Below are 12,833 nucleotides of genomic sequence, written 5' to 3'. Positions count from 1 at the left end.
CACTCACTTTGCACACTCTATGATCATGCTTTCGCAGTGCTCATATCCAAGCTCTGAACTGTTCAATGCCAGCGCATAATTGCTTGCCATTCCCCATTTCTGCTCGGTATAAAAGTTGTAATTTGTCCGGCGCCGCTTATCGATATCTTCCATCATCTTCACAGCTTCCGCCTCTGTCACATGGTACAGACGGCTGATCCGCTCTGTTTTCTCCGGCATATTTCCATGAATAAAAACATTCAATACATCACTCCGGCCCTTTAATATAAAGTCCGCATTCCGGCCAATGATGACACAGGATTCTTTCTCTGCAATATCTAAAATCACCTTCCTCTGTGCCTCATAAACAATATCCCCCATGGATTTCCCGGTTGCGTCACGCCCGCTAAACGCATACGCAAACAGGCCTTTTCTTGGGGATAATTCGCTGCTTTCCAGAACATATTCCGGGGATAATCCGGCATGCTCCGCAATCTTGCCGATAATATCCTTATCATAGTATGCGATTCCCAGTTTCTTCGCCACTTCTTCGCCGATAAAACGACCGCCGCTGCCAAATTCCCTGCTGATCGTAATGATTCGTTTTGCCATAGTATTTCCTGTTCCTTTCTTTTTCCATAAATAAAAAGAACGAGCAGCAAAAACTGGATTTACGCAGTTATTGCTACTCGTTCGCCACCTATTATATTGCCTGTTTTTCAAAAAGTCAAAGGGCTTTTTCCGTATTTTTACTCCTGCCCCATATCCCGGTCACATACATCCAGAAATTCGGTTACCGCATCCTTTGCAGAAACATACTCCCCTGCCGCATATCCTGTCATACAGGAATACCACGCCTCGACGATATTCGGCGTAACCTCGCCCAGGTTTACACTGCCATCCTTAATGAACTCTGCATCCAGGACCTGTTTATAATTCTCAGTGATGCTGCTGTTCTTTGCCACAGACGGAACTCCTTTGATGTTTGCCATCTTGTTGATTTCCTCCTCCGTGGAAAGGAAACGAATGAACTCCATTGCATAATCCAAATGGCTGCCGTCCTTGTTCACCGCAAATCCACACCACGGTTCACGGTAAACGTATGCCCCGTTCTCTCCGGTCGGCGGGTAAATAAACGTGTAAGAAAAAGGTTCCTTCTGGAATGCTTCGGATTTGGATTCCCGTTTTTTCATTCCACCGACCTTTTCGGTATTGCATACCCAGAATGGCACATCCCCCTCCAGGAAACGGAGGATTGCCTGGTCATAATTATCCTTCGGGTAACTGTCATTGACCGCAGGATCTGTATAACCGCCCGCAAGAATTTCATCCACAAGCTCCACGGCTGGCATAACAGCCGCTTCGGCTGCTGCCCGGTCTCCCTCCTGCAATGCCTTATTCAGTGGCTGCCCGTCACAGAGACCAGAAAAGATCTGATTTGCCACCAGCTCCGCATACACCTTTGCAGTTGGTCCCTGAACAGGATTGTATCCTTTTTTCTTTAACGCAGAAAGCACATCCAGAAATTCCTCTCTATTTTGGGGAAGTGCCAGACCTTCTTTTTCCAGAAGGGATGTATTCACGATCATCCCGTAAATATTTTGTCCCATGGGAATGGCAAGCTGCCTGCCGTCAATACAGGATGCAGAAAGCATCTGCGGGTCTATTGCACTGAAATCAACATCTGCCTCCGACAGATTCACGCAATATTTTGCAAGTGCACTATCCTTTGGAGTTAATAATTCACTGGAAGTCATAATAACATCAACGTTGGGATTTGCCTGCAAATATGCCACCTCATTACTCCCGCCTACCTGCTGGTAGGTATACGTGATATTCGGATAAAAGCGGTTAAAATCGCTCATGACCTGATCCAACGCCTCAAAATTCCCAAAATAACCAATCATATCCAGCTGGATTTTTGCATCCTTATCCATTCTCGGTGTAAATCCCGTTTCCGGTTCTTTCTTTGCCGAACATCCAGACAACAGCAATGATGCTGCCAGTGCCGCAGTCACCATACCGTGTGTAAAACTTTTCATATCGTAACGCTCCCATTAAAACATTTTATTTTTTATCTTTTTCAGATAATTCAAAAGCACGATAGTATCGATCGGCTTTGCCATATGGCCATTCATTCCACTGGAGATGCAGGCCTGTACATCCTCCGCAAAGGCATCTGCCGTCATGGCGATCACCGGAATATTCCGAAGGGCGGCCTCGTCTAAGTTCCGGATCCGCTGGCTGGCCTCCAGACCATTCATTTCCGGCATCTGTACGTCCATCAGAACTGCATCATACGTTCCTGCAGGATTTGCCAAAAGCTGCTCGATACAGAGCCTTCCGTTTTCCACCCGCTCACAGGTAACCCCGAATTCTTCCAAAAGTATCTCAATCACTTCCCAGTTTAACTCGTTGTCCTCTGCAACCAGCAGATGAAGACCTCTTACATCATCATCTTCCAGATGTCCCTCCTGCTTTGTCACAGGCTGCTGATCTACAATTGGCAGATTCAGTCGAACCGTAAAGGTCGTTCCCTTCTCAACCTCACTCTCGCAGGTGATCGTACCGCCCATCAGATCAACCATCTGACGCACAATCGCCAGTCCCAGACCAGATCCCAAAGTCCGGTTTACCTGGGTATTGATCTCACGCGAAAAAGACTGATACATCCGGTCCTGATATTCCGGTGTCATGCCGATTCCCGTATCGGATACACAAAAGACCAGGCAAGTCAGCTTCTTATCCGCCTCTGCCGGCTCTTCCCCAAAACGCATGGTAATGCTGCCGCCATCCGGGGTATATTTCACAGCATTTGACAGAAGGTTCATATATATCTGATTAAGCCGGATTGGATCGGCCAGAACAACCGGATGCGGCAGCGCATCTTTCTGAATGGTAAAATGCAGATTTTTCTCCCGGATCTGCAGCGCCAGCATATCGTCCAGCTCTTTAAAAAATTTCTCCACCAAGACCTCCGAAGGAGTCAGCACAAACTGACCGCTCTCGATCTTTGAGATATCAAGGACATCGTTGATCAGGGTCAGCAGGCGTTTTCCAGATGTCATCGCTTTATCCAGACACTGCGTCACATACTCCGGATCCTGCACATGGCTTTTCGCGATCGACATCATGCCAAGTACCGCATTCATCGGAGTCCGGATATCGTGGGACATGGAAGAAAGAAACTGAGTCTTTGCCTCACTGGCCTCCTGCGCCAGCTTTGCAGTCCTGCGAAGACGCTGGTTTACCTGACGCAGATAAAGTCCGTCCAGAAGCACCAGTGCCGCCAGCGTTCCACAGATCAGGACTACGATCAGCCAGGTGCCATTCTCCGGCTGCAGCTCATCCAACCGGATCACACCAAGGATATCCAGATTGGAATTGCCACCAAAGGACGAATAATACCACAGACAGTCCTCATTCCTGAAATTTTTATAGCAGAGTACACCATGATCGGTGCTTTCCAGTTCTTTTTGGAAACTGTCCACCTTGTTGTAATCATCCTGGAAATTATAGCCCCGAATATATTCCGGAAACGAAATTGATTTCATGGATGGAGACTGAATCACATAACCGCCTTTTGTTGTCATGATCCCGACCTCGGCAGACTGGTATTCTGCCGGAAATACCCAGGTCTTTTGCAGTACATTTGTCGGAATGGCCCGCAGCAGCAGAAAATCTTTCGTCCCATCTTCCGTCTGCAGCGTGATCCGTGCCCCGACACTGACTGCCGGTGAAACCGTTTCATCCAGCTGATACCGCCCGACCACCGTAAACTTCGGCGCTGTGCCATTGTACATCTCCCACATGGCATCCAGCATGAGCTGCTCCCAGTCCTTTAACTCGCCCTGGAATCTGTGATAAGTATCGATCTCATCATGACCAGCCGGATAGCTTGCCGACCAGGCATCAAAATTTTCCATATCTACAATATGAACATACCGCCCCGGATTGGTGTTGATAGACCGCAAAAAGTCCAATGCCTCTTCCCGCGTCATCTGCCGGTCGTTGATGTAGAATGCCCAGTTTTCCACATAGCCCCGCTCACTGTCCAGATAATTCTGGGAAACGGATTTCATGGATTCTACCGTGGAAATAAAATCCGCCTGTTTTACTTCGATCTGCGAAGTGCGGACATGATACGCATAGATCAGGGAGACAGCGACTGCAACGAGCATGAGCACGATATTTCCAGCCCATAAGGCTGCTTTATACAATTTTTCTGTATGCTTGGTATACAATGCCATGCTCCTTCCCCCTTAGCCGTATTTTTGGTTGTGCATATGCGTCTGGCAGAATCTGCTGCCAAATCTATCTTCATTGCTGTTCACTCATGCACAACCCAAATTCTCCCCCCAAAAACGTAGAATTCCCTAATATAAATAGTAACACCACCACACAAAAAAGTAAATGCGTTCATTGTTTCAAGTATAAAATCGTAGTATCCTTAATAATAACGTAACAGCAATAAACAAAATTTATCAAAAACCTGCAAAAAAATTTACAAAGGAGGACTTTTTCCATGCCAACACTTGCCAAACGCTATTTTTTCTTTATTCTGGGGCTGATCATCAACTCTTTTGGCGTTGCCTTCATCACCAAAAGCGCCCTGGGCACCTCCCAGATTTCCAGTATTCCTTATGTTTTAAGCCTAAAATTCACCATGCTGACCTTCGGGCAGACCACGTTCCTGTTTAATATGATCTTCATTGTCATGCAGATCGCGATCCTGAAAAAGGATTTTCACCCGATCCAGTTTCTGCAGGTTCTGGCCAACATTCTGTTCAGCTTCTTTATTGATATCAGCATGCTCGTGCTGGCATGGCTGAACCCGCAGACACTGCCACTGCGCATCTTAAGCCTACTGATTGGCTGCGCGATCCTTGCCATCGGGATCAGCGTAGAAGTCGCTCCTGATGTCATCAAGGTTCCGGGTGAGGGCATTGTCCATGCAATCTCCCGCGTATCCGGCATCGAATTCGGTAAGGTCAAGATCCGGTTTGATGTTACGTTGATCATCATTGCGATCGTACTGTCATTCCTTTTCTTCCAGCGCTTAAACGGCGTCGGACTTGGCACCATTGTATCTGCCATCCTTATCGGGCCAATGATCTCCTTTGTGAACCGGCATCTGCTGGGGATTGAAAAGATCCGTGGGCTGGCTGGGCAATAAATGAAAAGAGATTTTGCACTGACAACTCATTTCAGATGTATGGCAACAAAAAAATGGCAGGAAATATCCCCACTGCATATTTCCTGCCTAATATTTACTTTTTTCCCATGCAAATCCGTTCCTGCACAAGCTTTTTTAACTGTTTTATATCAATTTTCCTGCTTGCGGATCAGTGCCAAAAACATGCTCGGCACTCCATTTAACACACTGCAATGACTGTTTTCTATAGCCTCCCACACGTGAAGCGTATGAAAATACGGAATAATATGCATACACATACCGCTGACCAGACAAGCAACAATTCTAGCAGTAATTCCAAAGCAATGAAACAATGGTACCGTAATACACATTTTATCTGTTGCATTCCAGTGCATAGCCATGGCCACGGCCCTCGCATTATTCACAATACTATAGTGACTTAGCATGACACCTTTCGGCATACTGGTTGTTCCAGACGTAAAGATAATGCATGCTGTGTCCCCCGGATTCACCAATTCCCTCATTGCTGAAAACGAACTGCAGCTCCCTAATTCATGGTTTTCTATCCACGCTCTGTCATTCATTTTATTCATTGAAATAAAATATCTAATTCTTGGTAATTTTTTATGCAAATCTGCAATCATGTCTGCATAGACACAATCCTTGTAGCCAGTCCCATAATATAAGATCTCCACATCTGAATAGTCCAGAACTTTCCGAATCTCTTCCACTTTGTAACAGGTATTCAAAAGTACCGGAATGGCCCCTCTCTTCATTAAAGCCAAAAAAACAAATACCCAGGCCGCACTGTTTTCGCTCCAGATTCCTACATGCGTTCCCCTTTTTATATCCAAACTTTCCATCTCAAACGCAAGTGTCTCAGCAATCTGATTTAACTGTGCATAGGTGCAGCTCCATGCGTTCTCTTCTATTGCCATATGATTTTCTTTATTTCTTGCCTCTTCCTCCAAATACTGCCCAATCGTTTTTTCTATCAATTCCATATGATATTCTCCATATAAAATGAACTCCGCTGCCTGATGAAAGATTCTCAGACAGCGAAGCTCAAAAATTGATTTTTTACAAACTTGCTTTTTCAGAAGAAATCAGAAAAACAAGACGTTCCTCTGCTACCTGTTCATCACTCTGGTTATAAACATATACACGGAACGTAACCACGCCTCTACCAGGCGTTTTACTTGGACGTTTTTCCTCTACGACTAACTTGCAGTAAATAGTATCCTCAAATCTTACCGGCTCCTGATAACTGATTTTCATATCAAGCAGCGCTGTTGCCGTACCTTCAAACATTCTCGTCTGTGCCAGCAAACCTGTACTAACAATAAATGTTACATTTCCATATGCAATTCTTGAACCATAAATCGTACTCTTTCCGTAAACATCATTGGTATTGGTAGCGCTCCAATCACCAGATAAACCTGCAAAATTTACAATATCTGCTTCTGTAATCGTTCGTGCTCCAGTGATAAATTCGTCTCCTACATTCCATTCATCATAGGTTTTCCCAGGAAATACATAATCTTTCATCGCCATAAGTATCTTCTCCTTATTCCATATGTTCACGGTCAGTCGCCATCAAAATAACCCAGGTTCCATCCATAACCATTTCTTCCTTCTGATTAAAGACAGAAATACGATATGTTATAATTCCACGTCCTGGTTTTCTTGATAAACGCTTTGCAGTCGGAGTCATCGTGAGATAAATCGTATCTCCCACGTATACCGGTTTTAAGAAGCTCATCTGCTGATCCAGTAGTCCAATATAGCTTCCATCCACCCAGAGCGTCTGGCAATCCAGCCCATGCAGTTAGTTGAAAGCTTCGCCACAAACGATGTCCCGGTATTCTGCATCTCCTTAAAAGCCGGCGGAACCGGCCTGAACCTGACTGCTGCTGACATCGTCATCCACTACGATCCGTGGTGGAACGGTGGCAGCCCAGAACCAGGCAACCGACCGTGCGCACCGCATCGGCCAGGAAAACACCGTAACCGTTTACGAACTGATCGCGGAACACACCATCGAAGAGCAGATCCAGAATCTTCATAAGAGTAAGCAGGACCTGGCCGAAGAGATTCTCTCCGGAGAGGGAATCAGCAGCATCCTGATCGACCGGGATGAGATTTTGAAGCTGCTGTAGGATCGGTGAATTTGAGAAATAGGCTGACCTGTAACTACTGTCATTAACTCATTAACAATTGCTTTGGGATGCTTCACAATCAAAAAAGACGTCAGATCCACTTTTTCGGATCTGACGCCCATATTTTTCTAAAACCGGTTCCCGCACTTCGGGCAATACTCAAAATCTTCTGTTGTCTCATAACCGCAATGATCGCAATGCCGGTGTCCATATCCACTGGTTCCCTGCTGCACCATCGTCAAATGCTGCGGCAGAATCTCCACCTGTTCCCCACGCGCAATCGCCTTTCCGATTTCCGGATCAAGCTCATACAGCGTATTGCAGCAGCTCATCTGCACATAATAGTGCCGGTTCCACTTCAAGCATGGGATAAAAAATAACGACAACACCGTATACGTCATAAAGACCTGGTACCGCCCATACTTGCCGCATACACTGCAGATGACGGTCTGCGTAAAATCAAGCTGCTTTCTTCCATCGGTAATTCCCATCATAAAAAACATAGTGTCACTTCTTTTCTTAATTTATAGTGTAATCATTATAGCTGTTCTCTTTACACAAATGCAACCTCATTTTATGTTCCGGTTTCGTTACTGTTCGCTCGTTGCGCAAACCGCTCACGATTCATGGCTTACCTGACATCCGATTTTTTTGCAATTGCCCTATGTACTTTTCTTTTACCTTGTTTTATAATACATCCGATTTGAGATTCCTCATAAATCACAGGAAACTTTCCGAACGAATATACACAAGGAGATATTATGCAAAAGAATGACATCAAGGACCTGACTGTCGGATCCCCGATGAAGCTGATCCTAAGCTTTGCGATCCCGATGCTTTTCGGGTTCCTTTTCCAGCAATTTTACAACATGGTCGACACCATCATTGTTGGCAAATGCCTGGGCATATCAGCCCTGGCAGCGGTCGGCTCAACAAGCTCCATCAACTTTATGATCATCGGCTTCTGTACTGGCGCATGCAGCGGCTTTGCAATCCCGGTAGCCCAAAAATTCGGTGCCGGAGACTATAACGGGATGCGGAAATTCGTAGCCAACTCCGGCTGGCTGTCCGCAGTCTTCGCCGCAGTCATGACAACCATTGTCGGTATCCTCTGCATGAACATTTTGCAGTGGATGAACACGCCGGAAGATATCATCCAGGGGGCTTACGATTACATTTTCGTGATTTTCCTCGGAATTCCTGTCACCTATCTTTACAACATGCTCGCAGGCATCATCCGGAGCCTGGGAGACAGCAAAACACCGGTCTATTTCCTGCTGCTTTCCTCCCTCATGAACATCGCCCTGGATTTCTTTACGATCCTTGTGCTCGGCATGGGAGTCCGCGGACCGGCACTGGCTACCGTCATCTCCCAGGGAATTTCCGCAGTGCTCTGCCTGATCTACATGATTCGGCATTATCCGATCCTGCATATGAAACAGGAGGAATGGAGACCGGACAGCCACATGCTCCGCGTCCTCTGCGGCATGGGAATCCCGATGGGGCTCCAGTATTCCATCACGGCGATCGGAAGCGTTGTGCTCCAGACCGCGGTAAACTCGCTTGGCTCCATGGCCGTGGCAGCAGTTTCCACCGGAAGCAAGGTCAGCATGTTCTTCTGCTGTCCGTTTGACGCACTCGGCGGTACCATGGCAACCTACGCAGGCCAGAATGTCGGTGCCAAAAAGCTGGACCGCGTAAAAGAAGGACTGAAAGCTGCAAGTCTGATCGGGATCATCTATTCCCTGATCGCATTTGTGGTCCTGCTTTTCGGCGGCAAATACATTGCGCTTCTCTTCATGGACGCAGGGCAGACCGAGATTATCGGCAGGGTAGCCACGTTCCTGGCCGCAAACAGTATGTTCTATATCCCGCTGACCTTTGTCAACGTCGTCCGCTTCACGATCCAGGGAATGGGATTTTCCACGTTTGCGATCCTGGCCGGAGTCTGCGAGATGGCTGCACGGTCACTCGTCGGCTTCTGCCTGGTTCCGGTATTCGGGTTCCTTCCGGCGTGCTTCGCCAGCCCACTTGCGTGGATCTTTGCAGATGCGTTTTTGCTTCCAGCATTCTTCCACTGCCTGAAAAAATTGAAGATTCTGTTCGGAGAAAATTAATCATCGGAGGTGCCACTGGCACCTCCTCTTTTCTTATTCAGCCACATCATAAATCCCACACACAAAATCAGCTGCAGCGCAGACGACATCGGCGTCGCCAGCCCGATATGAAACAGCGATGTCTTCAGCTGGATTACTAATTAGTTATATTCAGGATAAAAACAGGCTATTTGATAATTTTTTCATCCATATTATGATGATTATACCTTAAAGGAACAAGAAAAACAACAAGGAGGTGAGTGGTCTGATGGCAGAAAAAGTTTGTATCTGCGAAGACGTAACCCGAGACGGATTTCAAAGTGCTGACAGGATTATCCGTGTCGAAGACAAGCTTACAATCCTGGAGATGTTGGCAGATGCCGGCGTACAGCAGATTGAAGTCGGCGCATTTTCCAAATACGAAAGTATGAAGAAAATGAGAAATACCGGAGAACTCTCTTTTATGTCACTCTTCATGTCGTATCACATTTCACTCATTGTCATTTTATCTTCTTTGCCAGTGATGTAAACAACGCCGCCTCTCCATAAGAGTTGCCTGGGACTGTCGCACTAAATAGATGTTTAGTGCGATAGTCCCATCAAACAAACTATTTCTAGCGAAAATCGAACAACACCCACCACTAACGCTTAGGAGGCGCTCGTTTGCGGTATAAATCGTTGTAAAGATGTGTTCTTCTAAGTCAGGGGAAATATAGAAAACCTGTGCGAAGAAAATTTTTGACATTTTTATTGATGCGTAATATTATGGTTATAGAAAAGGGCACTGTCGATAGACGGCTAGCCCACATACCTATTGATCAAAAAATAACGAGACCGTTTCAAGTTTTGTGTAAACGCTAAAAACTGATATAAGATTTGTGAATAGTTACAAATGGGCAGAGCCGATTTTCCGGATTCTGCCCATATCTGCATTATACAGGAGTTTTTGGGCATGTCAATAAGACCTGCCCAAAACAAGCTGGTTTTACAGGTTGTGTCCGATCAGACGCTCTTCAAAATAGATTTCAAGCTGGGAGTGGATCTGCCCCCAGTCCTGCCTATGTCCGGTCCATTTTTTCGTGATATCCATAGTTGCCAGATACAGCATTTTCAAAAGGCTGTCATCTGACGGAAAAACGGTCTTGCTTTTGGTCACTTTCCGAAGCTGACGATTGAATCCTTCAATGGCATTTGTGGTGTAAATTAGACGTCTTACTGCCTCCGGATATTTGAAGTATGTGGACAGGGTTGCCCAGTTATCATGCCAGGATTTATAGATTTTCGGGTACTTGGAATCCCATTTATCTTTAAACAATTCTAACTCATTTAAAGCTGCTTCTTCCGTTGGAGCCGCATATACAAGCTTCAGATCAGCCATCAGCTTTTTGATGTCTTTGTAGGAAACAAACTTCGTTGAATTACGGATCTGATGAATAATACACTGCTGGATTTCTGTTTTTGGATAAACAGCTTCAATTGCCTGTGGAAATCCATTTAGTCCATCCACACATGCTATCAGAATATCTTCAACTCCGCGGTTCTTTAGTCCATTCATGATGGAGAGCCAGAACTTGGCACTTTCGTTTTCTCCAACATACATACCAAGAACGTCCTTTTTTCCGTTAATATCGATGCCAAGAGCAATGTAGACTGCACGTTTTACAATGCGTCCTTCACTTCGGACATGATAGTGGATAGCATGACTGCTATGTAAAGAACTGTATTCTGTTTTAGTTCTACAAACTTGAAGTTATAGTGCAATCTTTTTCCATTTTCTAATCTTGGTTCTAAAGGTTCCGAACGGAGCAACTGTATTAACATGTATGAATTTGTATACTTCCCAGACAGCTGTTTTAGTTGCTTCGTCAGCCCATTTTCTTATATGTGGTTTAAATAATTCTTCCTCACTCAGAGAATCAATCATTGCATAAATAGAGTTGATATTCTCATTCAATCTGTCTTTCAATTCTTGCAGTGACAGCTGAGCATATGTATCTGTGAACCATTGATATAATTCGCCAAGCTGATTCCACTTAAAATTATCCGAAGGAGTTTTAACAGGAATACCCTTTCTTTCGTCTGATTCCCATTTAATAACAAGAGTTGTCCAGCCAACCTGATAAGCAAGATTTTCTGCCGGAGTTCGATCGATCTCATCAATTCTCTTATCTTTTAAATGCTCCGGAATATCATTAAATTCTGAAATATATTTTGCAAAGCTTTTATTTATCTCGTTTTTAAGCTCGTCTTTATTCTCATATGTTCTCAATAGTCTATCTCCTCAGCTTCCGATTTTCCAGTTTCAAAAACAGGAATTTTCAAATTAGTCTTTGCAAATAACCTTTGAACCTTCACCATCAATTACAATTCCCTGACGGTTGTTAATCGGGCATAGATTCAAATCCGAAAACTCAGTCATTATTTTCTCGGTAACTTTCTTAAATGGTGCTGTAAGATAATGCGGAAGAACATAGAAATCAATCAAATCAAGCCCTGCATCATCTTCTTGTGAGTAGTCCTCTGGCTTTTCATCCATTTGCTCGATATATTGGATGCTTGGAGCGCATATAATTGCGCCTGCCGACTCGCCGATCATCAATTTTCCATTTGCCAATTCCTTTTTCAGTAGCCCATCAGTTCCCGTTTTACGGAGCTGGTCCATAAGAAAGAAAGAATTTCCGCCGGTAAAATATATCACATCTGCTTCTTCAAAAACAGACTGTATCGTTGAATAAGCCTCCGTTGAAATATCAATTTCAGTTACGATTGCTCCCAACTTTTTGAATAATTTTCGAGCCGAGCCGACATAACCGGTGTAGCCTTCACGCAGTGAAGCTGTTGGAATAAATGCGACTTTCTTATTTTCAATTTCTTCCTTTATCAGACTTCCCACACTTGAAAAGTGCGAACATAAAAATAGTTTCATCAATATTCTCCTTTATAAATACCGATTTGACACTTTGTCTATGCTACAAATTATATCACACTGGTTTTTGAAAAGCTATTTCTATATGTAAAGGCAACATTTCGGAATCGTAAGGGTAATCCTTCTTCAACAAATCCATACTGAGCTGATCCGAGAAATAATCAAAGTATTCTTGATACCGGTCATTCTCGTCCATCATTCCACCATTTCCGGAAGGAAAGATAGAATCAGTATCATTAAATTCAGTATTATTTTTATCAGTATTATTACATTGTGATTTTGGAAGTTCTTGAGTTGTGATTTCCATTGTTCCAGAATTGTGATTTTCACAATTCAAGAGTTGTGAATCCACAGCAGAGATAAAGTTCTTCACATAGATCAGGTTAGGTTTTCCCAGACCCTGGCGCTTGCGTTCAATCAATCCTGCTTTCTTCTCAAGTTCACTGAGCAGCTTGACAGCCTTTTGTTCAGCACAGTTCAGAGCCATCTTCGCTTCGTCGATTGTAAAAATGATATAC

At 44.6% G+C, this 12,833-nt stretch carries 12 protein-coding genes and 3 pseudogenes; 4 read left to right on the top strand and 11 right to left on the bottom strand.

The genetic code is table 11. The features are described 5' to 3' along the window. Positions 1-3: 3 nt before the first annotated feature. From DXB18_RS11810 to DXB18_RS11800, 3 genes are all read right to left on the bottom strand, one after another. The gene (locus DXB18_RS11810; protein ID WP_118543114.1) at positions 4-591 is read right to left on the bottom strand and encodes a cytidylate kinase-like family protein; all 588 of its coding nucleotides are present in this window, start codon (positions 589-591) and stop codon (positions 4-6) included. 137 nt (positions 592-728) lie between these two features. Beyond that, a complete protein-coding gene (locus tag DXB18_RS11805; protein WP_118707995.1) occupies positions 729-2,021 on the bottom strand; it encodes an ABC transporter substrate-binding protein in 1,293 nt (430 codons plus the stop codon). Between the two features lie 15 nt (positions 2,022-2,036). Continuing rightward, positions 2,037-4,229: an ATP-binding protein gene (locus DXB18_RS11800; protein WP_118543111.1), complete on the bottom strand. Its 2,193-nt coding sequence runs from the start codon at positions 4,227-4,229 to the stop codon at positions 2,037-2,039. Between the two features lie 275 nt (positions 4,230-4,504). Between DXB18_RS11800 and DXB18_RS11795 the strand changes: the two genes are divergently transcribed. Continuing rightward, complete coding sequence (locus DXB18_RS11795) at positions 4,505-5,155, top strand: DUF6198 family protein (protein WP_118543110.1); 651 nt, start codon at positions 4,505-4,507, stop codon at positions 5,153-5,155. A gap of 149 nt (positions 5,156-5,304) precedes the next feature. On the opposite strand, the gene DXB18_RS11790 is transcribed toward DXB18_RS11795, so the two are convergent. The 3 genes from DXB18_RS11790 to DXB18_RS11780 all read right to left on the bottom strand — a co-directional run bounded on the left by DXB18_RS11790 (position 5,305) and on the right by DXB18_RS11780 (position 6,932). Continuing rightward, positions 5,305-6,138, bottom strand: a complete 834-nt coding sequence (locus tag DXB18_RS11790; protein WP_118707993.1) for an AMP-binding protein — start codon at positions 6,136-6,138, stop codon at positions 5,305-5,307. A 76-nt stretch (positions 6,139-6,214) separates the two neighbouring features. Continuing rightward, on the bottom strand, positions 6,215-6,688 hold the full coding sequence (locus DXB18_RS11785; protein ID WP_118707991.1) for a MaoC/PaaZ C-terminal domain-containing protein: 474 nt from the start codon (positions 6,686-6,688) through the stop codon (positions 6,215-6,217). A 13-nt stretch (positions 6,689-6,701) separates the two neighbouring features. Next, complete coding sequence (locus tag DXB18_RS11780; protein WP_147354187.1) at positions 6,702-6,932, bottom strand: hypothetical protein; 231 nt, start codon at positions 6,930-6,932, stop codon at positions 6,702-6,704. Between the two features lie 27 nt (positions 6,933-6,959). Between DXB18_RS11780 and DXB18_RS11775 the strand changes: the two are divergent. Further along, positions 6,960-7,293, top strand: a pseudogene (locus DXB18_RS11775) (C-terminal helicase domain-containing protein); the annotation flags it as partial. A gap of 128 nt (positions 7,294-7,421) precedes the next feature. Here the strand turns inward: DXB18_RS11775 and DXB18_RS11770 are convergent. Beyond that, complete coding sequence (locus DXB18_RS11770; protein ID WP_118543106.1) at positions 7,422-7,796, bottom strand: zinc ribbon domain-containing protein; 375 nt, start codon at positions 7,794-7,796, stop codon at positions 7,422-7,424. Positions 7,797-8,054: 258 nt separating this feature from the next. Here DXB18_RS11770 and DXB18_RS11765 point away from each other — a divergent pair, with 258 nt between their 5' ends. Then, entirely contained in the window at positions 8,055-9,410 is a 1,356-nt protein-coding gene (locus DXB18_RS11765; protein WP_118707989.1) for an MATE family efflux transporter, read from the top strand. Positions 9,411-9,657: 247 nt separating this feature from the next. After that, the gene (locus DXB18_RS11760) at positions 9,658-9,918 is read left to right on the top strand and encodes a hypothetical protein (RefSeq protein WP_118707987.1); all 261 of its coding nucleotides are present in this window, start codon (positions 9,658-9,660) and stop codon (positions 9,916-9,918) included. A gap of 456 nt (positions 9,919-10,374) precedes the next feature. On the opposite strand, the pseudogene DXB18_RS11755 reads toward DXB18_RS11760, so the two are convergent. The 4 genes and pseudogenes from DXB18_RS11755 to DXB18_RS11740 all read right to left on the bottom strand — a co-directional run. Then, positions 10,375-11,088: pseudogene (locus tag DXB18_RS11755) on the bottom strand (IS256 family transposase); the annotation flags it as partial. Positions 11,089-11,139: 51 nt separating this feature from the next. Further along, positions 11,140-11,658, bottom strand: coding sequence for a ClbS/DfsB family four-helix bundle protein (locus tag DXB18_RS11750; RefSeq protein ID WP_118707985.1), 519 nt, complete (start codon positions 11,656-11,658; stop codon positions 11,140-11,142). Between the two features lie 54 nt (positions 11,659-11,712). Continuing rightward, positions 11,713-12,315, bottom strand: a complete 603-nt coding sequence (locus DXB18_RS11745) for a Type 1 glutamine amidotransferase-like domain-containing protein (protein ID WP_055271744.1) — start codon at positions 12,313-12,315, stop codon at positions 11,713-11,715. Positions 12,316-12,370: 55 nt separating this feature from the next. After that, positions 12,371-12,833: pseudogene (locus DXB18_RS11740) on the bottom strand (replication initiator protein A); the annotation flags it as partial.

The sequence above is a fragment of the Clostridium sp. OM02-18AC genome (assembly GCF_003481825.1).
Lineage (GTDB): Bacteria > Bacillota > Clostridia > Lachnospirales > Lachnospiraceae > Brotaphodocola.
The sequence above is the reverse complement of the archived record's forward strand: the minus strand, read 5'-3'. Positions and strand labels throughout refer to the sequence as shown.

What these genes read in the sequence shown, in the direction of transcription:
- DXB18_RS11810 (WP_118543114.1), bottom strand. Translation starts at nt 591, where the DNA reads ATGGCAAAACGAATCATTACGATCAGCAGGGAATTTGGCAGCGGCGGT.
- DXB18_RS11805 (WP_118707995.1), bottom strand. Translation starts at nt 2,021, where the DNA reads ATGAAAAGTTTTACACACGGTATGGTGACTGCGGCACTGGCAGCATCA.
- DXB18_RS11800 (WP_118543111.1), bottom strand. Translation starts at nt 4,229, where the DNA reads ATGGCATTGTATACCAAGCATACAGAAAAATTGTATAAAGCAGCCTTA.
- DXB18_RS11795 (WP_118543110.1), top strand. Translation starts at nt 4,505, where the DNA reads ATGCCAACACTTGCCAAACGCTATTTTTTCTTTATTCTGGGGCTGATC.
- DXB18_RS11790 (WP_118707993.1), bottom strand. Translation starts at nt 6,138, where the DNA reads ATGGAATTGATAGAAAAAACGATTGGGCAGTATTTGGAGGAAGAGGCA.
- DXB18_RS11785 (WP_118707991.1), bottom strand. Translation starts at nt 6,688, where the DNA reads ATGGCGATGAAAGATTATGTATTTCCTGGGAAAACCTATGATGAATGG.
- DXB18_RS11770 (WP_118543106.1), bottom strand. Translation starts at nt 7,796, where the DNA reads ATGTTTTTTATGATGGGAATTACCGATGGAAGAAAGCAGCTTGATTTT.
- DXB18_RS11765 (WP_118707989.1), top strand. Translation starts at nt 8,055, where the DNA reads ATGCAAAAGAATGACATCAAGGACCTGACTGTCGGATCCCCGATGAAG.
- DXB18_RS11760 (WP_118707987.1), top strand. Translation starts at nt 9,658, where the DNA reads ATGGCAGAAAAAGTTTGTATCTGCGAAGACGTAACCCGAGACGGATTT.
- DXB18_RS11745 (WP_055271744.1), bottom strand. Translation starts at nt 12,315, where the DNA reads ATGAAACTATTTTTATGTTCGCACTTTTCAAGTGTGGGAAGTCTGATA.